Genomic DNA, 25,409 nt, shown 5'->3' on the forward strand with positions numbered 1-25,409 from the left:
GTGGCGACACCGCTGCCAGCGACAACGGTCCGGCCCCGCAGGGGAACGCCGGAGGCTCCAGCGGTTCTCGGTCGAGCAGGAAGCAAGGCGGCAGGGACTCATCCGGACGCTCATCCGGCAGTTCTGATTACACCAGTGCCCGACCAGCCGATGGACGGTCCGGGTCCCGCTCATCATCGGATTCGACGACGGATTCCGCCGACCAGTCATCAGGCGGTCAGCATCCTGCTCCGACTCCGCGCCCGGTAGCCCCGCGCACTCGCCGGGAAGCACGCATGCTGCGCGCCGCGGCCGCCAGCGGAGCCTCTGCGGCCGGCGTGGCCGCGGCCGCGGGATCGAATACCCCGCCCGACAGATACTCCGATTCATCCGAGTCCGGTGGCCCCTCCCGGTCCGCCGGTTCCTCCCGTTCTGCCGATCCTTCCCGTTCTGCCGACCGCCGAGCCGACCGCGATGCCCCGCGCACCTTCTCGGACGACCACACGGCCACCTCGGCGAGGGACTCCGCCGACGAAGCCCCGACCACTCGGCGTGATGCTCGCGAACGACGCGCCGCCGAGGACCGCAGCCGCGGTCGCGGCAGGAACGCCGCCCGCAATGCGGCACGCAGTGCGGCCGGAGCAGGCGCAGCCGGCGCGGGCGCAGCCGAACGTACCCAGAAGCGCTCACCGAAGTCGGATGGTGACTCAACCGGCCACGGGCCCGGGCGAGCCCGCCGGCATTCCTCCCGCCTCGGCGAAACCTTCTTCAGCCTCGTCGGCTGGACCTCGCTGAGCACGCTGCTGCCGGGCGTCGGACTGCTGCGCACACGTTTCCGTCCCGTCGGCCTCATCGTGTTCGGACTCTTCGTCCTCGCCCTCCTCACCGGGCTGATCTATCTGCTCGTCAAGGGGCCGGTGCGTGCGGTCGCAACCGTCGTCTCCAGCCCGTCTCTGCTCAACTTCCTCGCCATCGGCGCGATCCTCGTGGCCGTGATCTGGATCCTCGTGATGATCGTGTCCCACCTCGGGCTGCGGCGCGGGCACCGGTACCGGCCCTGGCAGAACAAGCTCGCCGGCGTTCTCGTCGTCTCTCTCGCGCTCATCATCGGCATCCCTCTGGGCGTCGGATCCGTCTTCGCCAGGGTCCAGTCCTCGACCGTCGCAAGCCTCTTCGGCGACAGCACCGGCAAGTCCCAGAACGCCGAAGATCTGTGGGCGGACAAGCCCTACATCAACGTCTTCCTCATGGGGCGTGACAACGGCGACGACCGTGAGGGCACCCGGCCGGACACGATGCTCGTGGCCTCGATCGACACGAAGACCGGCAATGCCGCGCTCATCTCGGTCCCCCGCAACCTCGCGTTCCCGATCTTCCCCGAGGGCAGTGAGCTCGAGAAGCAGTGGCCGGACGGGTTCCGCCCCTCCGGCGACTCGTCGCAGGACCTCATCAACGCCGTGTGGCAGTGGGGCGATCAGAACAAGGACTCCATCGGCGACACTCACGGCCTCGAGCCGGGGATGTGGACGACGATGCAGGCCGTCGAAGGCTCGCTCGGCCTCAACCTCGACTACTGGGCCTCGGTCGATATGGCCGGGTTCGAAGACGTCGTCGATGCCATCGGCGGTGTGAATATCGACGTCGAGCGGCCCATCCCGATGGGCGGCGGCAAGTCGATGAACGGGGTCAAGAACGAGATCTACGGCTGGGTCGATCCCGGCCAGCAGAACCTCAAGGGCAAGGACGCGCTGTGGTATGTCCGCTCCCGCGAAGGCAGCGACAACTACGACCGCATGTGCCGTCAGCAGCGGATGCTCAAGACCACGCTGGAGCAGGTCGATCCGCAGGAGATCGCTTCGGCATATCCGAAGCTCGCGAACTCGGCAACGCGGAACATCGCGACCTCGATTCCGCAGAACGAGATCCCGGCCTTCATCGAACTCGCCCTGATGATGCAGAAGGGCGACGTCACCTCGGTCCAGATCAACAACGACGTCACCCCCACCTACGACCCCGACTTCGACGTCCTCCACAAGTGGATCCTCGGCGAGGTGAAGGGCGCCTCCGACGGCGAGGAGACACCGCAGCCGACCAATGACGGCAGCAAGTCCCAGGACTCCGGTGAGGACGAGGAATCGTCGTCCGGCACCGACGAGACCACCGACTCGACCGAGGCTGCCGACTCGACCGACTCGAGCGAATCCGGGTCCGGCGACGAGGAGGGCGCGGCCGCCTCGTCGACTCCGGGTGAGCCCAATGCCGAAGGCAAGTGCTACCCGAAGGGCTACAAGCCCGGTGACGACTTCCCCGGATACCCGGGCAACACCGGCGAAACGGCTGGAACGGAAGGTGCCGGCGGAACCGGCGAGCAGGGGTGAGTGCGGCCGATCGTACGCAGGCTCCCGCGGTCGCGATCATCGGCGTCGGCCCGCGCGGTCTCACCGCCCTCGAACGGCTGGTGACACTGGCCGCGAAGCGCTTCGACGGATGCGAAGGTGAGACCGAACCCGCGCTGACCATCCACCTCATCGACCCGTACCCGCCCGGAGCCGGCATCGTCTGGCGCACCGATCAGCCGCAATCCCTGCTGATGAACACGACCATCGCCGAGCAGACCGTCTTCCCCGACTCCAGCTGCTCTTTCCTCGACGAGGGCGAGGAACCCGCCGGCCCGTCGATGGGCGAATGGTATGTCGCCGCAGGCGGCACCGAACCACTCGACTCGACCTTCCCCAGTCGCGCCCTCTACGGCCGCTACCTCCGCGACTCCTACGACCGCATCCGCCGCAGTGCACCCGCGTACGTCGAGATCGTCGAGCACCTCACGAAGGCCGAATCCGTCATCGACCTGCCCGCCATGGACCTCCCAGACGCGGTGCCGGCTGCGTCCGGGACAGGTCCCGCTGGTGCCGGGAGCGCATCCGAGGCCGGGGATATCGCCGACCCGGCCGATCCGGCCGCCAGCCCCGGAAGGTCACGGGAATCGATCCCTCCCGAACAGCTCGTGCGCTGTCAGGACGGGACGACGATCATCGCCTCGGCCGTCGTTCTTGCCGTCGGTCATATCCCCAGCGCCCAGCCCGAGGAGCGCGCCCGCCTGGCCGCCTTCGCCGAGCGCAACGGCGGACTGTACCTGCCCCAGGGTCTGCCGGCAGAGACCCCCGTCGCCGAGGTGGCCCCCGGTGACCGTGTCATCGTCCGCGGTATGGGGCTCAACTACTTCGACCTGCAGACTCTGTTCACCCATGAACGCGGGGGCCGCTACGTCCCGAGCTCGACTTCCAAGGGCGAACTGCGCTACGAGCCCAGCGGCCTCGAACCGCACCTGGCCCTGGGCTCCCGCCGTGGGATCCCGTACCGCAGCAAACCGATCTGTGGGGAACACCCGAAGGCGGATTGGCCCCTGCGCTATTTCACCCGTGAGAACATCGCCCTGCTGGCCGGTCTCGACGACCTCGACGGCGACCGTTCCGCCGAGGCCCGGTTCAACGACCAGCTGTGGCCGCTCATCCTCGCCGATCTGCGCCTGGCCTACTATCACACGCTCTCCCAGGTCCGACCCGAGGCGTTCGCCGGGGACCCCGGACAGCTGCGCGAGGCCATCGCCGAGGCGGTCTCACGCCACCTGACCCGCCGCACCTGGCAGGAGACCCACCCGCAGGCGAACTCTGTCGGCCCACGTGCTGCTGCAAGTGCGACGTCCACCGAGGACGCGGCCCGCCAAGGACGTGTCACCCGCGAAGCGTTCGCGTGGTCGGAGATCGAAGAGGCACTCGTTCCCGATCCCGCCGATCATATGTCGCTGCACGAGCTGCTCAACCCGCTCGAGGGCGAGCTCTTCGTCAGCCGTGACCCCGGGGAGTCCGGTTCGCTGCATGAATGGATGCTCGGTTTCCTGCGCACCGACCTGCATGCCTCGCTGGCCGGTCCGACCGGCAGCCCGGAGAAGGCGCTGTTTCCGGTGTTGTGGCAATCTCGGCTGCTGCTCAAAGAGCTCATCGTCGCCGGCCACATCGACCGAGTGAGCATCGATATGGAGATCCTCGGCTGGTTCGAGGGCTTCGTCTCCGGCATCTGCGACGGCCCTCCCCCGCAGCGCATCGCCGAACTCCTCGCACTCGCCGAGGCCGGCGTCGTGACCTTCATCGGCCCCGACATGCGCATCGAAGAGAACCCGGCTGCCATCTCGGCAGGGGGCACCTCGGCAGGGGGCACCCCGGCAGGGGCCACCTCGGTGACTGAGGCGAACCCGGATATCTTCACGGTCACCTCGGCGCAGGCCGCCGGCCGGATCACCGGCAACGTCGTCATCGATGCGGCGTCGCCGACGAACTCGGTGTCCCGGGCCGCCGATGTCCTGCTGCACGGCATGCTCGAACGCGGACAGCTCACCGCCGCCCGTCTGACCTTGGACGACGGTCGGGAGAAGTTCCTCAACGGACTCGCCCTCACCCCGCGCCCCTACCGGACCATCGACGTCGAGGGTCAGGTCCATCCGCGCCGATTCGCACTGTCGATCCAGCTGTCCTCGCGGCAGTGGGGACTGGCGATCGCAGCGAACCCGGGAGTCAACGCGGCCACACTCAACGACTCTCACGCCGCCGCCGAAGCGATCCTCGACCTCCTCTGAGAGTGCGCCTCCCCTAACGGGATCCCCAACCGCGACGGTCTGTGCTCGCGACACCGCAGCTCCCGTCGTTTAAGCCGGAGCGCACTTGTGGAACGGTGCACCTATCGACAAGTGCGCTCCCGCTTGAACGAGGTCGAGGCCACCTCGCATTAGCCGTCGTTCAAGCGCCAGCGCAGTTATCGAACGGCGCATCTATCGACGAGTGCGCTCCGGCTTGAACGAGCGCATTAACGGTCGTCGCGCTCCGGATGCGGGTCGAAAAGGCCGTTGCGCTGCGGACAATGCGAAAGCGGCACACTCTGCGCTGAGCAGCCCAGTTCCGGAACTGGGCTGCTCAGCGCAGAGTGTGCCGCTTTGCGTTCGGGCGGCGCAGAACTGACCCGCGCGACGCCTTAAGCCATCTCGAGCGCGGCTTCGGGCTTCGTGGATCGGGCGCGGACGATCGCGAGCAGCGACATCACGACGCCGATGACCGCCCAGGCCAACAGCCCGCCGTACGCCGCACCTACACCGGAAGTGCCCGCCGCGATCGCTGCGAAGCCGTTCATCGACGGTGTCAGCGGCAGGATCGGAGCCACGAAGTCGAAGAACTGCGGCACCGCGCCGATCGTCCGCCCGGCCACGGCCAGGACCACAGCGATCACCGACAGGAATCTGCCCACACCGCCGAACCACGCCACGAGTGCGAAGTTGAGGATCATGAACACGATCGCGGAGACGAAGGTGAGCACCGCGATGTCGAAGCCTTGGATCGCATCGATGTCCATCACGCTCACCGCGAGGATCGAGAGCACGAGCGCCTGCAGCACACCGACGACGACGCCGGGCACCAATCCGCGCGCCCACACGGCGAACGAGGACTTCGTCGAGAGCAGGGTCGAGGCAGGGATCGGTTTGAGCACGGTGTAGGTGACGAGCCCGCCGACCCACAGCGCGAGCATGATCAGCAGCGCGATCGTCGAACCCTGCAGCACGTTCGTCAGACCGTCGGTGCTGGGTGCCTCGATGTTCGCCGAGGCGACCTTCGCCAGCCGATCACGTTCGGGAGCCGTGTAGGAGGGCACCTCATCGGCGCCGTCCTTGACCCCGTCGGCGAACTTGGTCACGCCCTTCGCGTACTTGCCGGTGCCCTCGTCGAGCTCATCGAGTCCCGAGGCCAGCTCCGAGGTTCCGGTTGCAGCCTCGGAGACGCCGTCGGTGTACTTGCCCACACCGGTGCTGTACTTGTCGAGTCCGTCGCTGAGCTGTCCGGCGCCGTCGGAGAGCTCGGACGAACCGTCGGCGACCTTCCCGATGCCCTGCGACAGGGCGGGCATGCCGTCGGCGAGCTGCTGGTTGCCGTCGGCGACGCCGGCGGCTCCCTTCCGCAGTCCCTTCGAGGCCTCGAGGAGCTTCGGAGCGTTCTTCGAGATGTCCTTCATCCCGTCGGCGAGGTCACCGAGGCCGTCCTCGAGTCCCTTGACGAACTTGCTCACCCCGTCGGAGAGCTCGCCCGCACCGTCGGCGAGGTCATCGGCGCCGCCGAGCAGCGAGGAGCCGTTCTGCTCCTGCTCGAGTCCGTCCACGGCTCCGTTGAGACCGCCCGAGGTGCCGTTGAGCAGTCCCTGCGCATAGGCCTGCTCGATGCCTTGACAGACCTCGTCGGGCGTGCCCGTCGGGCACATCTGCTTACGTGCCTGATCCGCCTCGTCCGAGGTCATGATGCCGGCGGCGACCAGCGCGTCAAGGTCCGGCTTCGACGCGGCGAGCTTGTCAGCACCGTCAGCCTTCTTCTTCAGCCCGTCGCGGTACTGGTGCAACCCGTCGGAGAGACCGGACGCCCCGTCGGAGACGCCCTTCGCGCCTTTCTCGAGCTTCTTGCCGCCCTTCGTGAGGTCACCGAGTCCGCCCTGATCCGAGTCACCGGAACCGGCGAACCCTTTGATGATCTGGTCGATCGACTTCGTGTACTGGTTGACGCCGTCGGAGAGTTCACCCGAACCGTCGGCGAGCTCCTGCGTGCTGTCGGGCAGCTTCGAAGTCTGCTTGTCGAGCTTGTTCAGGCCCCCGGACATCTGCGAGGCACCCTTCGACAGGTCCCCGGCTCCCTTCGACAGGTCGGCGGCACCGGACTTGAGTTCACCGCCGTTGTCGCCGAGCTGCTGCATGCCCTTCGACAGTTCGCCGGCGCCGCTGGCGGACTTGTCGGTGCCTTCCTTGAGACCCTTCGCGCCCTTGTCGAGTTCCCCGGCGGCGTCGCCGAGGTCCTTCATCTGGTCGCCCATCTTGTTGAAGCCGAGGTAGATGTTGTCGAGGTAGTTCTCGGTCATCTTCGTGTTGAAGGCGGTGCGGGCGACCTCGGCGACCGACCTGGAGATCTGCGTGTCCGTGGCCGGGGCGGTGCCGGAGACGTCGACGTCGATCTGCGTCTGCGTCGCCGATTTCGCGTCATCGACCGAGGTCACGGCGCGGGAGAAGCCTTCGGGGATGGTCAGCTTCGCAGCGTATGTGCCGTCGGAGAGTCCCTGCTTCGCGTCCTCCTCGTCGGTGATGACCCAGTGGATGTTGTTGTCCTCTTCGCCCACGAGCCCGCTGGTCAGCTGCCGGCCGATCGGCACGGTCTCACCGTCGACCTTCGCACCGTCGTCGTTGTTGACGATGGCGGCTTCGATGGTGTCGAGTCGATCCCCGCTCTTCCAGGTGGCGAGGATGAAACCGGCCGCCACGATGATGGGAATGAGGACGAGGCCGAGGATGGAGAGCCAGTTGACCGGCCGCTTCGAGTTCGCACGTTCGAGTCTCACGACTGCACGCCTTCCATGTTGGTGCTGCCGGCGGCGATGGTGCTCTCGCCGCCGTATTCGCTGTCAGTGTCGCCTCGCTCGTCGGGTCTGGCCTCGTCGAGGTCGAGGTGGAAATAGTTCGTTTCGGGGCTGAGGTTGCCCGCGACGTCCCCGTCGGGCAGTCCGAGGACGACGGTCGTTCCCGCGTCGACGAGTTCGGGCAGGAGGTCCTGCAGTTCGCGCGCGGATTCTGAGCCGAGGTTCTCCGCTCCGTCGATGACGAGCAGATCCGGCACCGAGGCGGCCAAGCGTGAGATCTCACGCGGGCTGACCGCCCGGTCGGCTCCCTCACCTGCCAGATCGAAGTAGGGGACCTGGCGGCGGACGCGCCCGGCGTGTTCGGGCAGAACGTTCTGGCCGATCTTCATCTCCCCGGCGCTCAGGCCGACGCGGCCGGAGACGGCCAGCAGCAGAGCCCGACGTGCCGCGCCGCTGGCGACGAGGATCTGACCGGGCAGCAGCGAGATGTCGACGCGGGCGAATCCGCGGGAGCCTGAGTAGACGCCGATGCCGCGACCGTAGACCCGGTAGTCGGAGTTCGGCTCCGGCCAGTCGCGCAGGGCCACCTCGTGGGCGAGTCCTTCGCCTTCGACGTCGAGGCGCGGCAGGATCCGATCGAGCCACTTCGGCAGCCACCAGGCCTTGTCGCCGAGCAGCTGCATGATCGCGGGCACCAGGGACATGCGCACGAGGAACGCGTCGACGAAGATGCCCGAGGCCAGGGCCAGGGCGATCGATTTGATGATCGGCTCACCGGCGGGCACGAAGGCCGCGAAGACGGAGAACATGATGATCGCCGCGGCCGAGACGACGCGGGCCGAGGAGGCGAAGCCGGCCTTGATGGCGCCCGTGGCCGAGGAGCCGTGGACGTAGGCCTCGCGCATTCCGGAGACGAGAAAGACCTCGTAGTCCATGGCCAGGCCGAAGAGGATGCCCATGACGATGATCGGCAGGAAGCTGATGACCGGTCCTGTCGAGTCGATGCCCAGGGGCGCGGCGAAGTATCCGTCGTGGAAGACGAGGACGACCGTGCCGAAGGAGGCGAAGACGGACAGGAGGAAGCCGCCGGTGGCCTTGATCGGCACCGCGATCGAGCGGAAGACCATCATGAGCAGGATGATCGAGAGTCCGACGACGAAGATGCCGAAGGGCAGCAGCGCCTTGCCCAGTTGGTCGGACACGTCGATCTGGATGGCGGTGGCGCCGGTGACGGCGGTGTCGAAGTCGTAGTCGTCTTCGATGTCCCGGCTGAGATCACGGAGCCGGTCGACGGTGTCGAGGGTTGCCGGATCGTCGGAGGCGGTGGTCGGGATGATCTGGAACAGGGCGGTCGTGGCGTCACGGTTCGGGGTGGCCATGATGACCTGCTCGACGCCCTTGACGTCCTCGATGCGCTTCTCGATCTTGTCGACGTCGTCGAGCGGGTCGTCGCTGGTCACGATCTGGCTCGTCATCACGAGCGGTCCGTTGAATCCGGGTCCGAAGTGCTTGTCGATGAGGTCATACGTCGTCCGCGCCGGGGTGCCCTGCTCCTGGTCGCCCGCCGTGGGCAGGGACAGCTGGAGCTGCGTGGCGGGGATCGCGAAGAGAGCGAGTCCGCCGACGATGACGACGATCGTCAGCAGCGGAATCTTCGTCACGACTTTGAGCCAGCCGGCGAAGAACCGGTTCATGATGGTCTTCGGGTAGGGCTCCCCCGCCTCGGCGCGGGCCTCGTCGGCGATCCGGGTGCGCGTGGCCGGATCGCTCACGACCGCCTTGGTGCCGGTGTTCGCGACGGTCGCCTGGGTGGAGGGATCCCCCGCCGAGGTGTCCGTGCGTGCGTTCGCCCGTTCCGTGGCCGCGGCGAAGGCCTCGCGGTAGCGCTTGGTCGGCTTCGGGGTGATCTTGGACTTCACGAGGCCGAGCAGGGCGGGAATCATCGTCAGGGAGATGAGCACGGCCACGGCCACCGAACCCGAGGCGCCGATGCCCATGATGGTGAGGAAGGGGATGCCGGCCAGGGAGAGGCCGAGCAGGGCGATCATCACGGTCATGCCGGCGAAGACGACGGCGGAACCGGCCGTGGCGACGGCGCGTCCGGTCGCCTCGATCGGGTCATGCCCTTCGGCGAGCAGGGCTCTGGTTCGGGAGACGATGAAGAGGGCGTAGTCGATGCCCACCGCCAGGCCCAACATCAGAGCCAACATGATCGACGAGGAGTTGATCGTCGCGAACGCCGTGGCACCGACGATGAGGAGGACGGAGATGCCGACGCCGATGAGCGCGGTGATCAGCGGCATGCCCGCGGCGCGGAAGGAGCCGAGGGTGAGCAGGAGGACGATGAAGGCGATGACCACGCCGACGCCTTCGACCCAGGAGATCTCGACACCGGTGATCTGGAAGAGTTCCCCGCCGCCTTCGACCTGAGCTCCGGGCAGGTCATCGCGCAGCGGGTCGAGTGCGTCGATGAGGTTGTCTCCGGCGTCCTCGCCGACCTCCTGCTGGGTGCCGTCGTATTGGACGGAGATCATCGCGGCCGACTCGTCCTTGCTGATGGCGCCCTTGACGAGGTCCGAGTAGGGAGAGGTCACGGTGTCGACGTGCGGCAGGTCCTCGAGCCGGTCGACCTCGTCTTCGATCGCATCCTTGTACTTCCCGTCCTCGACCGAGTCACCGTCGGCGGCGACGACGATCACCGAGGCGGAGACTCCGGACGCCTCGGGGAAGGTGGCCTTCATCGAGTCCAGGGCGGTCTGCGCCTCTGACCCCGGCAGGGTGAAGTCGTCGTCGAAGTCTTTGGCGAAGGCGGCGACTCCGGCACCGACGAGTGCGAAGATGATGAACCACGCAGCGATGAAGCGCCATGGCGTGCGGTACGCACGGCGGCCCAGGGCGTAGAGGAAAGTTGACACGAAAACCTCGATACAAAAGTGTATTGGATACAGTATTGTATTGTTGTTGAATCCTCACGTTCTATGCAAATGCATCCCAGGAATTGCGAGGATTCTCATGAGATGTTCAGCCGCACCGACCACCTTCAGGACCCACGCCGCGACATGACGATGAACACAGACGAGCTCAGTCCTCGCCGCAGGCAGACCCGCGCGACGCTCGTGCAGGCGGGCATCGACGTCTTCGCCGTGCGCGGCATCGACGGCGCCTCGATCGAGGAGATCTGCGAGGCCGGCGGACTGACCCGCGGTGCCTTCTACTCGAACTTCTCCAGCCGCGACGATCTGGTGCTCGTGATCGTCGAGATGCGGATCTCGGAGAATCTCGACCGACTCGATGAGACGATCCAGCGATGGACCCAGCGCCTGGCCGCCACAGAGGCGCCGGAGGTCAGGGAGCTGATGACGACGTTCATCGACGACGTCTTCAACGAGAAGAAGCAGACGGTGGCCGAGACGATCGCCGAGCAGGAGATCGAGCTCTACTGCCTCCGGGTCCCCGAGCTCTATGCCCGCTACGTCGAACTCAACGCCTCTCAGCTCGATCGGCTGGCATCCCTGGTGACCACGGCTCTCGACGTCGCGGGAGCCTCGCCGAGGCAGCCGTTGCCGGACTTCCTCACGGTCATCATCTCCGTGTTCAACAGGATCGCGCTCACGGCTGCTGCCGGGCGGCCGATGCACGAGCATGTCGACATCGACCCGAGCCTCATCGTCGAGGTCCTCCTCCACCTCATCGACTTCGCCCCCTGTGAGCCGGACTGAGGTTCAGCCCCTGCGAAGCGGACTGAGGTTCAGCCCCTGCGAAGCGGACTGACTGCTGTGGCCTGAGGCACTAAGGTGGAGGCTGTGAATGAACTCCAGCGCGAATACTCTGCCTTCATCAACAATATGGACGTCCGCCTCGGCGCGTTCGTCCTTGCCGATCTGCCCGAGACCTTCGAGAAGGAGGACGGGGAGACGGTGAAGTTCCCGAAGGACTTCGGCGCGAAGTCCCTGCCGATGCTCGAGCTCTTCGTGCTTTCGAAGTTCCCTGACACGGAGACGATTCTCAAGGCCGAGAACCGACGTTTCTTCGAGGGGCTCATCCGCTACCTCGGCGAGACCTATCTGCGTGCGGTCGGCGGGGTCTGGGATCACGACGAGACGACGGGCAACGGCATGCCGTTCATCCGTCCCGACACTGCGGACGGTCCGGCCGCCGGTGAGCCGATCCCACTCGTGGCGATCGCGCTGACCGCCGTCGATCAGCGCAGCGCCGAGGTGTTCACCGCGCTCCTCGACAAGGCCAGGGAGCAGCTCGGCGGCGACGGTTCGCCGCGACGTCAGTGCACGGGCCTGTCGCTGGGCACGCTCACAGCGGAGAATTCGAGTACGGAGGAGGTCGAGTTCCTCACCCGCTTCATCGGCACCGTCGAGCCGGGCATCGCCGCGTGGACGCAGGAGCAGGCCGATCCCGCCTCATGGGGCTTCGATCGGGAGAGCCTGGCCCGGCTGGGCAAGCAGGTCGCGGTCCGCTACGACTCGCGCGAGGACATGATGACCGAGGAGGAGACCCCGTTCATCGCCGGTGCGATGCGCTTCATCGGCGAGACAGTGCGGCGGATCGGCTTCGGTCAGTGGCGCTACGGCACCGACCTCGAACGCGATGATCCGCGGCAGAAGCAGCCCTATATCCGCTTCGTCATCGGCGATCAGAACCTCGACCTCGTGCCGTGGCGACTCATCCAAGCCGCCCTGGAGGACGGGAATGCGATCGCCTCGGCGCTCGACGCCGTCATCGAGATGCGGGAGCAGGAAGCCACCGAGGCGGCTGCGAGCGCAGATGGTTCGGAAGGCTCCGCGGGCTCCGAAGGCTCAAAGGGCGCTGCAGACTCGGACGAGGACTGAGTCGCTCGGATCTGAAAACGACACGGGAGAATCCGTGTCGGGTGGTTCTCGTCAGAGCTGGAAGCTGCGGTTGCCGTGCAGACCCTCGGCCGGCGACCCGGGCGCGAGTTCGATCTGTCTGCGCGCCGGGTCGATGCGGACGGTCACGAGCGTCGCCGAACGGTTGCCATAGGTGGCCCCGGGATCAGGAGTGCAGCACACGGGCGCCTCTCCCGGCTCGGTGGTCAGCAGTGTCGTGAGATCGCCGACGGTCACGGGCTGCGCCGTGTCGGCGCGTTCAGCCGCCGCGGCCGATGACGTTCCAGTCGGACCCGCACCACTGTCACGCACCTCGAGCCGTGCCGTCTCGAAGCGGGCCACCGCCTCGGCGAGGTGCCGATAGCGGTCCTGCGACGTCGAGTCCGCTCGCAGTTCGAGCGCCCCGTCGAGCAGATCCGGGTGGAGGAAATGGTTCGTGTGAATGAGGAATCCACTGTCACCGCCGGCCAGATCCCCACGATCCGCGCCGACCCCACCGTTCCCATCGCTGCCCATCCGGCGTTCGCGTTTGCGGTCACCGGCGATCTCGACTTGGACGGCCGCCTCGGCGGTGATGACCGTGATGATCGACGAGGACGAGGTCGGCGCCGAATGGATGATCTCGAGCGCCTCGGCGAGGGTGTCGGCTTCGGACAGCACGCGGTCCAGGATCGCGTGGACGGGCACTCCCCCGGGACCGTCGGCGGTGTGCTTGAGGATGTTGAGCAGGACTCCGACGCCTGACTCGTTGAGGCCGATCTTGCCGAGCATCCCGAATTCGGCGATGCCGACATGGCGGCGCTGACCTGGTACGGCACCGACGTCGTTGATATGCCACAGGGTGGAGAAGTCGGCCGCCCAGTCCCAGTTCTGCGCGGCCACCGAGGCGCCGGGTCGCGTGTAGCTCACGGTCGAGCATTCGGTCGGGGCTGCGGCCGCCTGGGTCATGATCTCGGTGCGGGAGATGATCTCCATGAGCTCGGCGACTTCGATGCCCGCACCCTCGGCCACGGCCGCGATCTCCTCGGCGGCGGTCGGCGACCACGCCTGCAGACGTTCGAGGCTCGACGTCGCAGCTGCGCGGACGGCCGCCTCGGCGATATTCAGATGGGCGAAGTACCGGCGATAGGCGGCCAGGGTGGACGCGATCCCGGTGCGCAGCTCGGCCCCGCGCCGGCGGCCGCGCTCATGGTGATCGGAGGCGCGGACGGCGAAGGTCACCGGCCGGACTTCGGCGGCGGGGACGAATTCGGTGCTCATGTCGACTCCTTCGTCTCGGTTCCTGCCGACTCTAGTTCACTTCTCGCCGGGTCACGATCGCTATCCGACAGTCGGCTCATTTCTCGCCGACCAGGGATCCCACGCCGAGGTCGATGCCGAGGTAGTGCATGTGCGCGGCGGTCTCGGCGAGGGCGGCGAAGAGGTTGAAGTTGTGGAGGCTGTCGAATCCGCGCGACCAGTGCAGGCCCTGGGCGATCGAGTAGACGCTGTGATCGTCGGTGGCGTCCATGCGGGCGCGGATCTCGTCGAGGCGTTCGTGGTGGTGTTCGACGAGTTCGACCTTGCGGTCGTGGAGGCCGGTGAAGCGGAAGCCGTGGGCGGGCAGCACCGCGACATTCGCGTCGAGTTGGGCCAGCTTCTCGAGTGAGCGCAGATAGTCGCCGAGGCTGTGCGTGATCGCGCCGGAATCGAGGCCGATGTTCGGTGTGATCGTCGGCAGCACATGATCGCCGGAGAACAGCAGATCGTCATCGGCCCGGACGAAGGTCGAATGCCCGTATGTGTGCCCGGGCGTCCACATGGCTGTGATCGTTCCGTCGTCCAGCGGCAGTTCGGTGCCGTCGTCGAGGACGTGGATCGTCTCCGGCAGCCGGCTCATCGCCTGCCGGTAGAGGCTCATCGGGTCGGTCGCTTCCCCCGCCTCGGCGGACTTTCCCGTTTTGGCAGATCTTCCCGCTTTGGACGAGCCGACCTGCAGGCTTTCGACTTCGGCCCACCGGTCTTCGGGGACCCCGTAGGCGCGGGCGATGTTGAGGTTCGGGTCGACTCCGGTGCCCATGTCGACGGCGTTGGTGTAGAACCGTTTGATCGAGCGCAGGTCCTCGCCGTGCATGGCGACCCACGCGTCCGGATTCTCGGCCAATAGGGCGGGGACGAGCCCGATGTGGTCACGGTGGTAGTGCGTGATCGCGATTCCGTGGATGTCGGCGACCGTGAAACCCAGATCGGCCAGCGCCGAGGTGAGCGCCCGGTACTGGTTCTTCCCGTCCCAGCCCGGGTCGATGAGGACGACGCCGGAGCCGTCGGCGATGGCGTAGCAGTAGGTGTAGACCAGCGGGTTGTTCGGGATCGGGACCGGAACGGCCCAGACTCCCTCGGCGACCCTTTCGACCGGGGGCAGGACCCGGTCCTTCCACGCCGCCGACTGCTCCGCGCTGAGCGATTCGATCGCCATACGTCTCTCACACCTCTCTGTGGGGCCACATGTCCTTTGAGTGCAATCTACTCCGTTTCGGCTCATTACTGAAAGGTCATTCGATCTGCGGGCAGAGGTGGGCGACGCTCGGGCCCGGCGGCGTGGGCGCCGGCGGTGAGGGGCCACCTCGGCGGGCGGGGGAGCCTTGTTGGGTGGGCATCGGAACTGCAGGCCACCTCGGCGGGGAATGTCTCCGCTCATCCCCGCGAAGGCAACTGATTTCGTCATCGGTGCTTTTTGAAATCGTCGCCGCCACCTACTGAAATCGTCATTCCTGACAGGTCGACCTACTAATTGATCTCAAATTCAACGAAAGAACTTTCGTTTTCCGCAGTCGAAGGACTAAAGTTATGACGCACATCACCGTCGGGCCGATGATGCATAGTGCACCCCGCACTTGCACGGCCCGGCGGGCGGCACGACTCATTGGGGAGGATTGATATGGCGGCTTCCGGTTCATTGAAGCGCAACCTCGGGCTGTGGTCCATCGTCGGACTCGGACTCGGGTACATGACACCGACCGTGGTCTTCGATACGTTCGGCATCGTTTCGGAGCAGACGGACGGCGCGGTTCCGGCCGCCTACCTCGTCGCTCTCATCGTCATGATCTTCACGGCATTCAGCTACGGCAAGATGGTCAAGATCTTCCCGACCGCGGGATCGGCCTACACCTATACGCGTGAGACCATGTCGCCGGCGCTCGGCTTCCTCGTCGGCTGGACATCGCTCATGGACTATCTGCTGCTGCCGATGGTCAACTGCCTCATCATCCGCCTCTACATGGAATCGATGGTCCCCGATGCGCCGCCGTGGGTCTGGGTCGTCGTCTACACGATCGTGATGACCGGGATCGTGCTGTCCTCGATGCGGGGGACGGCGAACCTCAACGGCGTCCTCCTCATCTTCGCCGTCATCTTGGTCGCCACGTTCTGCGTCCTCGCCATCGGCCAGCTCAACGCCGGCGAAGGAGCGGGCCTCATCATCAGCGCCGATCCGTTCATCCACGAGGGCGTTCACCTCGGCGCGGTGCTCACCGGCGCCACCGTGGTCTGCTTCTCGTTCATCGGCTTCGACGCCGTGACGATGTACACGAACGAGGCCAAGCATGTCAGCCTCATGCCCAAGGCGATCATGCTCACCGTGCTCGCCGGCGGCCTCATCTTCCTCGTCGCCGGGTACTTCGCGCAGCTGCTCTTCCCCGACAATTCGCAGTTCACCATCGTCGACGACCCCCTGCCGGAGATCGGCATGCTCACCGGCGGTCACATCTTCCAGCTCTTCTTCGTCGCCGCCGCCTTCGCCGCCACCGCCGCCTCGGGGCTCGCCTCCCACGCTTCGGTCTCCCGCATGCTGCTGGTGATGGGACGCAACGGCGTGCTGCCGCGCAGGGCCTTCGGCTACATCAACCCGAAGACGCACACTCCGGTGTTCAACATCGTGCTCGTCGGCGCCGTGTGCCTGCTCGCGATGTCCTTCAGCCTTGAGCTCATCTCGGCGCTCATCAACTTCGGTGCGCTCATCGCCTTCACCTTCGTCAACCTCACGGTCATCGCCCACTACGCGTTCCGGACCCGGCAGGTCGTCGACTTCAAGACGACGTTCAACTACGTGATCATGCCCGCGATCGGTGCGATCCTCACCGGCGTGCTGTGGGCGAGCCTGCATAAGACTGCGCTCGTCGGCGGCATCATCTGGCTGGCCATCGGCATCATCTACCTGGCCGTGATGACCCGCGGCTTCCGTCGTTCGGTGCGCAGCTTCGACGACCCCGAGGCCGACGCCGAGATGTCCGAACCCGAGGCGCCCGTCGAGGGCTGAGGTTGGTGTTCGCCACCGGACTCGTTCAAGGGTTGGCGCGGGCTGAAGCCGGTGCGGGCGCGCGGGCGGGCGCACCGCCGACTGACTCCGGCATCGGCCTCGTTCAAGAGCCGGCGCGGCCGAACGCCTGCCACCGGCCTCGTTCAAGGGCGAGCGCACTTGTCGAAAGGCCCTCGGGTCGACAGATGAGCTGGCCCTTGAACGAGCGGTGTTGGAAGCGATTGCGTGTGCCGCTAGGGTGCCAGACGCGACCTCGAATGTGACCAGATCACCGTCGTCCGCCCTCACTCTGACAACGAAAACGCCCCGAGCTCCGCGTATATCAGCGGAACTCGGGGCCTCTCATGTGGCGGAAGCGGTGGGATTCGAACCCACGGTGCGGGGTTGCCGCACAACGGTTTTCAAGACCGTCTCCTTCGGCCGCTCGGACACGCTTCCATCGGTTCACTCTCGGTCGGCACACTCGTGACGACTGGATCGAGACGAACCCGGCCTGCCCGGCGCAGAGCCGAGCCACCATAGTTTCTCACAACCGCATCGGCATCTGCCAATCGCTGGCACCGGCCGCGGATCGGCTCAGTTCTTCTTGCGCTTCTTCTCGATTCGGTTGCGCTTGCGCTCGGTTCCCAAGAGTTCGTCGAAGACCGAACCTGTCGACGAGCCTTCGTTCTGTTCCGACTGCCCGGCGGACTTGTCGACGCCCTTGCCGGACCCTTCGTCATCGTGTGAGCGTTCGCTCCACGTCTTGCCGAGCTTGGGCGCGGACTTCGGCTTGGCCGGCTGCACGTAGTGACCGTTGCTGTCGGCATCCTCGGAGGTGGCGCCGCGGGCAGCGAAGGTTGCGGGCACGCGCTGGACCGGGATCTCCTCCTCCGCATCGTCGGCGAATTCGTCGTCGTCCTCCGGCGGAACCACGGTCGAGTCCTCGACGTCGTCGATCCCTGGATCCGCGGTGGCGTCGACGGTGTTCTCGGCGGTATCCGCGACCGGGGCAGGTTCCGCCTCGGCGTCCGCATCCGCGGCACCGTCCACGTCATTGCCTATCGTCGCGGCGGTGGAATCGGTCGCAGTGTCATCCGCCTCGGCGGCCGCAGCGTCCGGAACGAAATCATCCGCGTCAGCCTCGGCATCGTCAGACTCATCGCCACTCGAGTGTGCGATCGCGGCGGCGACAGTTCCAGCCGTTCCGCGCGGTGCTGCGGCGACGGACTCCGAATCGGCGGCTGTGGTCTCGTCGGCGGCTGCCGCCGTGGCGAACGCGTCGCTCGACTCAGCCTCGGCGGACGGACCCTCCGAACGATCCGCACCCTCGCTGCCCGAACCTGCGGCAGCAGCGGAGACGGCAACAGCGGAGTCGGCAGCGCGGGAGCCCTCGGGAGCGTTGGAATCATCGGCCGACGCGGCAGCCTCCTCGGCGCGGGCGGGCTTGCCCTTGAGCACGAGAGTGAGCGTGGCCAACGGCACGGACAGCCAGTTCGGGCGGTTGCGCAGCTCGGTGACGACCTCGACGAGGAGGCGGTCGACGAGCGCGGCTCGCAGCACCGGATCGCCCAGGCCCACGGATTCGCCGCGAGCACGCGAGTACCCGGACAGCAGCGAGTTCTGCACCTGCGAGGCCCAGAGGTACTCGGGCGAATCGAAGATCGCGCGCAGCGCCGACGGGTCGTTGCCGAAGCCGTTGACAACCAAAGAACCATCTTCGGAGTCGAGCGCTTCGGTGCGCTGCAGGCGGGCGAACCCGGCCGCGTAGTCGATGCTGCGCAGCAGGGCCACAAGATCGAGTGCGACCGGCTTCGGATCGGAATTCGTCGAGTCCGTGAACTTCACGACCGAATACCCGTCCGACGGCGAGCTGACGACGTGGTCGAGGGTGAGTTCGCCGTGGATCTTCTGCAGAGTGCCGATGGTCTCGAGCCCCTGCACCTTCGCCCGGTGGGCACGCAGTTCCGGGACCAGCGAATCCAGTGCCAGCGGCGCCCGGCCCAGTGCCCAGTCGATGCGTTCGATCCACTTGGCGACCAGCTGCTTCGTCGGTTCACCGCTGCCTTCGACGACGCCGAACTCGGCGGCCATGTCCGTGTGGAGTTCACCGATGCGCCGACCCATCTCGGCGGCATGGGCGTTGTACGCCCCGATCGACCCGGAATCCACGGCGCACACGGTGTCCACAGCCTCCCGCCATGCGGGTTCGGCCTCGACGTCGACGTAGGAGAGCAGCGCCATCGGCGCCTCCATCTCCTGGACCTCGAACATGTCGTACCAGCGGCCCGAACCCCAACCGATGACCTCGGGCACGCTGCGCGAACCCGCCTCGGTGAGCAGGACCGGGATCGTCAGCGACGACGGCATCCCGTTCTCGAGCACCCGGAAGAAGGAGAGCTCCATCGGCTCGTATTCGTCGTGGATGACGACGGTGGACTTGTGCTGACCCGAGTCCGAGACCTCGATCGGACGGATCTCGACGGGCAACTCTTCGGTCTCCCCCACCGCGAGGTCCGATTTCGACGGCTTCGGTGGGGCCGCCTCGGCGGGGGTGGCATTCGTTCCGTTCGCCGAGGCGGCCGCACCGTTCGCGGTCACCGGGAAGGGCATCGGCGCCCGGTCCCTGGCCTCGGTCTTCTCCTGGCTGTGGCGCAGGGACTCGGTGGACAGCTGCCCGCCGTCGAAGACCTTCCGCTTCGTGATGGCGTCGGCCATGAGGTTGACGAACACGGGATCGGCGGCGCCATCGTAGACGTGGACGGGACCGAGCGCGAGATCGTCGACGCGGCCGATGAGGGCGTGGCGCAGATGGATGTCTTCAGTGCCGCGCAGGGTCAGTGGGATGTTGAGGCGGCGCAGCGTCGCGCCGTCGCCGACGGAGATCACGGTCACGAGACCGACGAAGCCGCCGAGCTCTTCAGCGGTGTAGGTGAACGCGCGGGCCACCGACATCGGGGTGATGTCGGGATCGGTCCCGAAATCTGCCGCGAGCTTGGGAAACCACGGCTGACGAGGTATCCAGCTGGCTAACAGTTGTTCGAGCTCACTGCTGATGGCCATGACGTCTCCTAGAAGGGATTACGGGCATCCTCCATCCAATCATGATAGGGCGTATTCGCGGTTCAGGGCGCACCCGAAACCCGGAAGTCCACAGCGGATTCGGGGTTCGGCGGGGTGCGGCGGGGCGGTGCGGGCGGACGTGAGGGGTGAGCATGGGAGCGCTGGATGCGTGCGCGGGACGGGTTCAGGGCGTCCTTATGTCGATACGAGTTGCCAAATGGCAAGACAGAGGGCGCACAATAGTCTGGTGGTTGAAACAGACATGACATCCCAGAAGCTCACACTCGCCGACGAGGTCGAAGCGGCCGCGTCGCGAATTTCCGAATCCGTCATCCTGTCTCCACTCCAGATCTGCGAGCGGCTGACGGCCGCGACCGGTTCGACGATCTACCTCAAGCGCGAGGACCTGCAGATGGTGCGGTCCTACAAGATCCGCGGAGCGTTCAACTTCATGCTCCAGCTCGACGCGGACGAACGGGCGCGTGGTGTCGTGTGCGCCTCGGCGGGCAACCACGCGCAGGGCTTCGCCCGCGCCTGCAAGGAACTGGGCATCCAGGGCACGATCTTCGTGCCCAAGACGACGCCGAAGCAGAAGATCGAACGCGTGCGCCATTTCGGCGGTGAGCAGGTGACCATCGAGATCGCCGGCTCCACCTATGACGACGCCTCGGCGCTGGCCTACCGCTTCGCCGACCGCAATGACGCCCTGCTGGTCTCGGCGTTCGACGACCGCCGCACCATCGCCGGTCAGGGCACCGTCGCCGCCGAGATCCACGCGCAGCTCGAGACCGATCCCGACTACATCATCGTGCCCGTCGGCGGCGGTGGAGTCCTCGCCGGAATCGCCTCGTACGCGGCCGAGCGTATGCCGCACACGAAGGTCATCGGCGCCGAACCGGCCGGGGCCGCCTCGATGATCGCGGCCCTGAAGACCGGCCACCCGGTGACCCTGGAGAACATCGACCGCTTCGCCGACGGCACCGCCGTCAAACGCGCAGGCGGACTGACCTTCGAGGTCGTGTCCGAACTCGGGCTCGATGTCCGGCCCGTCGCCGAGGGTGCCGTGGCCACCGAGATGCTCGACATGTACCAGGTCGACGGCATCATCGCCGAACCCTCCGGCGCCCTGGCCTCGGCGGGAATCGGCGGCCCCGACTCCGGCAAGCCGATCACGATCGAGCCCGGGTCGACCGTGGTGTGCCTGGTCTCCGGGGGCAACAACGACATCTCCCGCTACCCCGAGATCCTCGAACGCTCACTCGTCCACGAGGGCCTCAAGCACTACTTCATCGTCGACTTCCCGCAGGAGCCCGGCGCCCTGCGCCGCTTCCTCAACGAAGTGCTCGGCCCCGAGGACGACATCGCGATGTTCGAGTACGTCAAACGCTCCGACCGCGAGACCGGACCGGCCTTCGTCGGCATCCAGCTCGGCTACGCCGAGGATCTGCCGAATCTGCTCGAACGCATGGAAGCCTCGAACATCGAGGTCGAGCGCGTGCATCAGAACTCGCCGATGTTCCGGTTGTTCGCCTGAGGGCGGGCCCGGCGGCCAAACGTAGGTCACTATCGGACCCTTCTGGGCTCCAGAACTGTCCGATAGTGACCTACGTTTGAGTTGCGGTGTCCGATTGCGACCTAGGTTTGGACAGAAGTGCCCTGTGCCGCTGCCCAGACGTCTCGCGCACCACTGCCCAGACACCCCTGCCCCGCCTCGGCGCCACCCACTACAGTGGGGGCATGCGCGCTATCACGATCTCCTCCCCCGGTGACCCCGAGGTTCTGCAGGTCACCGACGAGCCGACACCCGACATCGCCGCCGACGAGGTGCTCGTCCGCGTCCATGCCGCCGGAGTCAATAGAGCCGATCTGCTCCAGCGCCGAGGCTTCTACGACCCTCCGCCCGGAGCGACGACGATCCCCGGCCTCGAGATCTCCGGCACGATCGTCAGCCTCGGCGCCGAGGTCACCGGCTGGTCCGTCGGCGACCGTGTCGCCGCCCTCCTCTCCGGCGGCGGCTACGCCGAGTTCGTCCCCGTCCCCGCAGGTCAGCTCCTTCCCGTCCCCGACAGCTTCGACCTCACCGAGGCGGCCGCGCTGCCCGAGGTGCTCTCGACCGTATGGTCGAACATCGTCGGTCGCGGGCACGTGGGGGCCGGCGAATGGCTGCTCGTCCACGGCGGCGGTTCCGGGATCGGCACGGCCGCGATCCAGATCGCGAACCACCTCGGCGTGAAGATCGTCGTCACCGTCGGGTCCGAGCGCAAGGCCGAGTTCTGCCGCGAACTCGGCGCCGATGCCGTCATCAACTACCGCGACGAGGACTTCGTCGAACGCGTCCACGAGATCTGCACCCACGAGGACGGGACGACCGGAGCCGATGTCATCCTCGACATCATCGGCGCGAAGTACCTCGAACGCAATATCAAGGCACTGAACACCGACGGCCGGCTGGTCATCATCGGCATGCAGGGCGGGACGAAGACCGAGATCAACCTCGGCTGGCTCATGCAGCCGCGCAAGTCCGTGTCCGCGACGACCCTGCGGGCGCGGCCGAAGGAGCAGAAGATCGCCATCGTCGCCGAGGTGGCCGACCGGCTGTGGTCGGGCGTGATCAACGGTGACATCCGCCCGATCATCCACGATACCGTGCCGCTGTCCGAGGCCGCCAGAGCTCATCAGATGCTCGAGGACGGGGCGAACATCGGCAAGGTTCTGCTCATCGTCGATGAGGAAGGTGACAAGGGATGACCGAGAACCCCGAGGACGGTGCAGCGAACCCCGAACGCAGCACCGCGGATGCGGAGTCGGCAGGCACACCCGAGTCCGACCTGACCAGGACCGAGACCGCCCGAGCCGAGACCGACCGCGCCGAGAAGGATGAGGCCGATGTGTCGTCGCCGGCGAAGGTGATGCGCATCGGCACCATGGTCAAGCAGCTGCTCGAGGAGGTCCGCAGCACGGACCTCGACGAGAAGGGTCGGCAACGACTCGCGGATATCCACCGCCGGTCCATCGAGGAACTCGAGGACGGACTGTCGAAGGACCTCATCGACGAGCTCGAACGTCTCGATCTTCCCTTCGACTCCGCCGACGGCCCGCCCACGACCTCGGAGCTGCGCATCGCTCAAGCCCAGCTCGTCGGCTGGCTCGAAGGCCTCTTCCACGGCATCCAGACCGCGATCATGGCCCAGCAGGCGATGGCTCAGCAGGCCACCGGACGCGGTCAGCTGCCGCCGGGCATGGTCGCACCGGGGATGACTCCGCCCGGCTCTGCGGCAGAAGGACCCGAGAAGCAGGAATCGGAGCAGGGCGACCGCAGCACCGGCAACTATCTGTGAAGGGCTTCCTCGCCAGATTCACCAAGGCGGGCCGGTCGCAGCAGGTCAGCGATGACGACCGCTTCGGCACCGGTCTGTGGCGGCACAACCGCGACCGCTTCCTCCGCGCAGTCGATCGTTATTACACGACTGCCCTCGCACTCCACGAGGCTCGGAACCCCGGTGACATTCCCCAGCCCGGCCCCACCTCGGCGGTGGAGGATCCGAACCCGACCGATGACGGGAACGGCGGAGCCGCCTCGGCGCAGGAAGAAGGGAACGGCGCATCCACGGACCCGATCGATGTCATCGTCGACGGCACCCACCGGCTCAACGCGCTCGTGCCCGTCGTCGACGACATCACCGCGGGCCTGCACGCGGCACACCCGGTGTCGGGCCAGATCGTTCCCGGCCCGGTCCGGCGCGCCGTCGGCGACGCTCCGGAACTGCTGACGAAAGCCTCATCGAAGGTCGCCGAGGCGGTGCTGGCCGCATCGATGGCCCGCACCGAGGCACCGGCCGGGAAGCCGATCGACTCGAGCGCACGCGCGACCGAGCGGTTCATCTCCGATGCCGCGGACCTGTTGGAGCGGGCGCGGGCGGAACTCGCTAGGCTGGAGCGATCATGACTGTGACCATCGGACCGGACCGTCTGCCTCCTGACGACTTCGAACTCGGCCTCGTGGCCAGCGACATCGACGGCACTCTGCTGCTGAACTGGAAGCCGATCTCCACAGCGACGATCGATGCGATCCACCGCTGCCAGGACGCGGGCATCCCCTTCGTCCTCGTCACCGGCCGGCCCATCCGCTGGCTCGCCCCGATCGCCGAGCAGATCCCGGATCTCGGTCGGGTCGTCTGCCTCAACGGCGCCGTCGTCTACGACATCGCTGCGCAGTCCGTCGTCGACGCCCATACCATCGATGCCGAGACGATCGGGGAGATCACCTCGGCGATCAGGGCTGCTCACCCCGAGGCCGGATTCGCCTATGAGACGCTCACCGGGGGATTCATCGACCGGGAATTCGCCAACCGCCGATCGCGCGAGGCCCGCGTCATCGATGACGTCACCGAGTTGCGCGGCCAACAGGTCGTCAAGGTGCTCGTGCGGCTGGGCACGAGCGATTCGCAGGCCATGCACGACCTCGTCGACCCGCTCGTCGAGGACACCTGCCACGCCTCGTTCTCCGAACCGGACAACGGGCTCGTCGAACTCGCACCGGCCGGGATCACGAAGGCGAAGACGCTTGAGGACCTGTGCGATCACCTCGGCGTGGCACGGTCGCAGGTGATGGCGTTCGGGGATATGCCCAACGACATCGAGATGCTCTCGTGGGCCGGACATGGAGTGGCGATGGGCAATGCGCTGGGCTCGGTGAAGAAGATCGCCGCGGCCGTCACCGAGGAGGTCGACGAAGACGGCGTCGCCCGGTACCTCAACGCGGTCCTAGACACCCACACCCACCAAACCCCTTAATTGCTACCTGACGGCGGCCCAGCAACCTTGCGCCAGGTTGCTGGGCCGCCGTCGGGTAGCAAATGAGCAGATCAGGGGCGGGTGTTGGTGGAGCCTTCCACGTCGAGGAGGGACTCGTCTAAGTCGAAGTAGTCGACCAACGCAACGGCCAGGCCGTCATCGTCGACCGGGTCGGTGACCACGGAGGCCAGCACCTTGAGTTCGTCCTTCGCCTGACCCATGACGATCGCGTGTTCGGCCCATTCGATCATCTCGATGTCGTTGAGTCCGTCGCCGGCTCCGACGGTGTGCGCGTGGTCCACCCCGAGTTCGGTGGCCACGAGCGAGAGACCGCTGGCCTTCGAGATCCCGTCGGGGGCGATGTCGAGCCAGTTGCTCCAGCCCACGGAATAACTGACCTCATGGAGACCGAGCGAATCGACGGCGGCGGCGAACTCCTCAGCCGTGCCGTTGACCTCGCGCATGACGATGCGGGTGGCCTGTTTGGTCAGCAGCTCGTCGAAGTCGACGATGTCGAGGGTGTCCGATTCGGCGAGCTCCCCGGCCGGGAACGCTCCCGATGCCCACCGGTGCAGGTCCGGGTCCTCGACGAGGAAGAGCGCGTTCGGCAGCGCCTCGTGCATCTTCTCCAGCGCATCCCGCGGGTCGAAGGAGACTACATGGTGCATCTCCCACCCCAGCGGCAGGTCGGGGTCGAGGCGGACGACGACGGAGCCGTTCGAACACACGACGAAGCCGCGCTTGAGCCCGAGGGCATGAACGACCTCGAGCGCACCCGGCAGAGCACGGCCGGTGGAGATGACGAGATGGTGTCCCTCCGCGGCGAGCCGATCGAGCACGAGCCTCACCGCCTCGGACAGGGATCCGTCGTAGCCGACGATCGTGCCGTCGACGTCGAGTGCGATGAGGTGCGGGGCCAATGTGTCTCCCAACGTGGATGTGCGGTGTCCGTCTCGGTGAGCCTGCGTGCTCGACGTGCGCCCTGTGCTGCAGACCCGGTGCCGGGC

16 protein-coding genes and 1 tRNA gene are annotated in these 25,409 nt (G+C 66.7%); 10 read left to right on the forward strand and 7 right to left on the reverse strand.

Annotated elements, in window-relative coordinates:
* Positions 1-275: 275 nt before the first annotated feature.
* Both J9314_RS16430 and J9314_RS16435 read left to right on the forward strand, forming a co-directional pair.
* Positions 276-2,357 carry an LCP family glycopolymer transferase gene (locus J9314_RS16430; RefSeq protein ID WP_210603368.1) on the forward strand — a complete coding sequence of 694 codons (2,082 nt, stop codon included), beginning with the start codon at positions 276-278 and terminating at the stop codon, positions 2,355-2,357.
* Positions 2,354-4,609 (forward strand): FAD/NAD(P)-binding protein, encoded by a 2,256-nt coding sequence (locus J9314_RS16435; RefSeq protein WP_210603369.1) that lies wholly within the window; start codon positions 2,354-2,356, stop codon positions 4,607-4,609. The genes J9314_RS16430 and J9314_RS16435 overlap by 4 nt, the downstream gene beginning before the upstream one ends.
* A 392-nt stretch (positions 4,610-5,001) precedes the next feature.
* Here J9314_RS16435 and J9314_RS16440 read toward each other — a convergent pair whose 3' ends face one another.
* Both J9314_RS16440 and J9314_RS16445 read right to left on the reverse strand, forming a co-directional pair.
* Positions 5,002-7,392, reverse strand: coding sequence for a YhgE/Pip domain-containing protein (locus J9314_RS16440; protein WP_210603370.1), 2,391 nt, complete (start codon positions 7,390-7,392; stop codon positions 5,002-5,004).
* On the reverse strand, positions 7,389-10,325 hold the full coding sequence (locus J9314_RS16445; protein ID WP_210603371.1) for an MMPL family transporter: 2,937 nt from the start codon (positions 10,323-10,325) through the stop codon (positions 7,389-7,391). Before J9314_RS16445 ends, J9314_RS16440 begins: the two co-directional genes overlap by 4 nt.
* A 144-nt stretch (positions 10,326-10,469) precedes the next feature.
* Here J9314_RS16445 and J9314_RS16450 point away from each other — a divergent pair, with 144 nt between their 5' ends.
* Both J9314_RS16450 and J9314_RS16455 read left to right on the forward strand, forming a co-directional pair.
* Positions 10,470-11,129, forward strand: coding sequence for a TetR/AcrR family transcriptional regulator (locus tag J9314_RS16450; protein WP_246490458.1), 660 nt, complete (start codon positions 10,470-10,472; stop codon positions 11,127-11,129).
* An 84-nt stretch (positions 11,130-11,213) separates the two neighbouring features.
* Positions 11,214-12,254, forward strand: a complete 1,041-nt coding sequence (locus tag J9314_RS16455; protein ID WP_210603372.1) for a hypothetical protein — start codon at positions 11,214-11,216, stop codon at positions 12,252-12,254.
* A gap of 51 nt (positions 12,255-12,305) precedes the next feature.
* Here the strand turns inward: J9314_RS16455 and J9314_RS16460 are convergent, their stop codons facing one another.
* Together J9314_RS16460 and J9314_RS16465 are read right to left on the reverse strand one after the other, a co-directional pair.
* A complete protein-coding gene (locus tag J9314_RS16460) occupies positions 12,306-13,532 on the reverse strand; it encodes a C45 family autoproteolytic acyltransferase/hydrolase (RefSeq protein WP_210603373.1) in 1,227 nt (408 codons plus the stop codon).
* Between the two features lie 76 nt (positions 13,533-13,608).
* Positions 13,609-14,727, reverse strand: coding sequence for an MBL fold metallo-hydrolase (locus J9314_RS16465; protein WP_210603374.1), 1,119 nt, complete (start codon positions 14,725-14,727; stop codon positions 13,609-13,611).
* A 462-nt stretch (positions 14,728-15,189) separates the two neighbouring features.
* Between J9314_RS16465 and J9314_RS16470 the strand changes: the two genes are divergently transcribed.
* Positions 15,190-16,566: an APC family permease gene (locus tag J9314_RS16470; RefSeq protein WP_210603375.1), complete on the forward strand. Its 1,377-nt coding sequence runs from the start codon at positions 15,190-15,192 to the stop codon at positions 16,564-16,566.
* Between the two features lie 347 nt (positions 16,567-16,913).
* On the opposite strand, the gene J9314_RS16475 is transcribed toward J9314_RS16470, so the two are convergent.
* Together J9314_RS16475 and J9314_RS16480 are read right to left on the reverse strand one after the other, a co-directional pair.
* A tRNA-Ser gene (locus J9314_RS16475) sits at positions 16,914-17,004 on the reverse strand.
* A gap of 138 nt (positions 17,005-17,142) precedes the next feature.
* The gene (locus tag J9314_RS16480; RefSeq protein ID WP_210603376.1) at positions 17,143-19,608 is read right to left on the reverse strand and encodes a maltokinase N-terminal cap-like domain-containing protein; all 2,466 of its coding nucleotides are present in this window, start codon (positions 19,606-19,608) and stop codon (positions 17,143-17,145) included.
* Between the two features lie 262 nt (positions 19,609-19,870).
* On the opposite strand from J9314_RS16480, the gene ilvA reads away from it, so the two are divergent.
* The 5 genes from ilvA (at position 19,871) to J9314_RS16505 (ending at position 24,402) form a co-directional block, all read left to right on the forward strand.
* Entirely contained in the window at positions 19,871-21,142 is a 1,272-nt protein-coding gene (gene ilvA, locus J9314_RS16485) for a threonine ammonia-lyase IlvA (protein WP_210605731.1), read from the forward strand.
* 203 nt (positions 21,143-21,345) lie between these two features.
* Entirely contained in the window at positions 21,346-22,356 is a 1,011-nt protein-coding gene (locus J9314_RS16490; protein WP_210603377.1) for an NAD(P)H-quinone oxidoreductase, read from the forward strand.
* Complete coding sequence (locus tag J9314_RS16495) at positions 22,353-22,946, forward strand: proteasome activator (RefSeq protein WP_210603378.1); 594 nt, start codon at positions 22,353-22,355, stop codon at positions 22,944-22,946. The genes J9314_RS16490 and J9314_RS16495 overlap by 4 nt, the downstream gene beginning before the upstream one ends.
* Complete coding sequence (locus J9314_RS16500) at positions 22,943-23,554, forward strand: hypothetical protein (protein WP_210603379.1); 612 nt, start codon at positions 22,943-22,945, stop codon at positions 23,552-23,554. The genes J9314_RS16495 and J9314_RS16500 overlap by 4 nt, the downstream gene beginning before the upstream one ends.
* Entirely contained in the window at positions 23,551-24,402 is an 852-nt protein-coding gene (locus J9314_RS16505) for an HAD family hydrolase (protein WP_210603380.1), read from the forward strand. Before J9314_RS16500 ends, J9314_RS16505 begins: the two co-directional genes overlap by 4 nt.
* Positions 24,403-24,473: 71 nt before the next feature.
* Here J9314_RS16505 and J9314_RS16510 read toward each other — a convergent pair whose 3' ends face one another.
* Entirely contained in the window at positions 24,474-25,334 is an 861-nt protein-coding gene (locus J9314_RS16510) for an HAD family hydrolase (protein WP_246490459.1), read from the reverse strand.
* Positions 25,335-25,409 lie beyond the last annotated feature (75 nt).

It is taken from the genome of Brevibacterium oceani, from assembly GCF_017948325.1.
GTDB classification, from domain to species: Bacteria; Actinomycetota; Actinomycetes; order Actinomycetales; family Brevibacteriaceae; genus Brevibacterium; species Brevibacterium oceani.

What these genes read in the sequence shown, in the direction of transcription:
- J9314_RS16430 (WP_210603368.1), top strand. Translation starts at nt 276, where the DNA reads ATGCTGCGCGCCGCGGCCGCCAGCGGAGCCTCTGCGGCCGGCGTGGCC.
- J9314_RS16450 (WP_246490458.1), top strand. Translation starts at nt 10,470, where the DNA reads ATGACGATGAACACAGACGAGCTCAGTCCTCGCCGCAGGCAGACCCGC.
- J9314_RS16460 (WP_210603373.1), bottom strand. Translation starts at nt 13,532, where the DNA reads ATGAGCACCGAATTCGTCCCCGCCGCCGAAGTCCGGCCGGTGACCTTC.
- J9314_RS16465 (WP_210603374.1), bottom strand. Translation starts at nt 14,727, where the DNA reads ATGGCGATCGAATCGCTCAGCGCGGAGCAGTCGGCGGCGTGGAAGGAC.
- J9314_RS16470 (WP_210603375.1), top strand. Translation starts at nt 15,190, where the DNA reads ATGGCGGCTTCCGGTTCATTGAAGCGCAACCTCGGGCTGTGGTCCATC.
- J9314_RS16480 (WP_210603376.1), bottom strand. Translation starts at nt 19,608, where the DNA reads ATGGCCATCAGCAGTGAGCTCGAACAACTGTTAGCCAGCTGGATACCT.
- ilvA (WP_210605731.1), top strand. Translation starts at nt 19,871, where the DNA reads ATGACATCCCAGAAGCTCACACTCGCCGACGAGGTCGAAGCGGCCGCG.
- J9314_RS16490 (WP_210603377.1), top strand. Translation starts at nt 21,346, where the DNA reads ATGCGCGCTATCACGATCTCCTCCCCCGGTGACCCCGAGGTTCTGCAG.
- J9314_RS16495 (WP_210603378.1), top strand. Translation starts at nt 22,353, where the DNA reads ATGACCGAGAACCCCGAGGACGGTGCAGCGAACCCCGAACGCAGCACC.
- J9314_RS16505 (WP_210603380.1), top strand. Translation starts at nt 23,551, where the DNA reads ATGACTGTGACCATCGGACCGGACCGTCTGCCTCCTGACGACTTCGAA.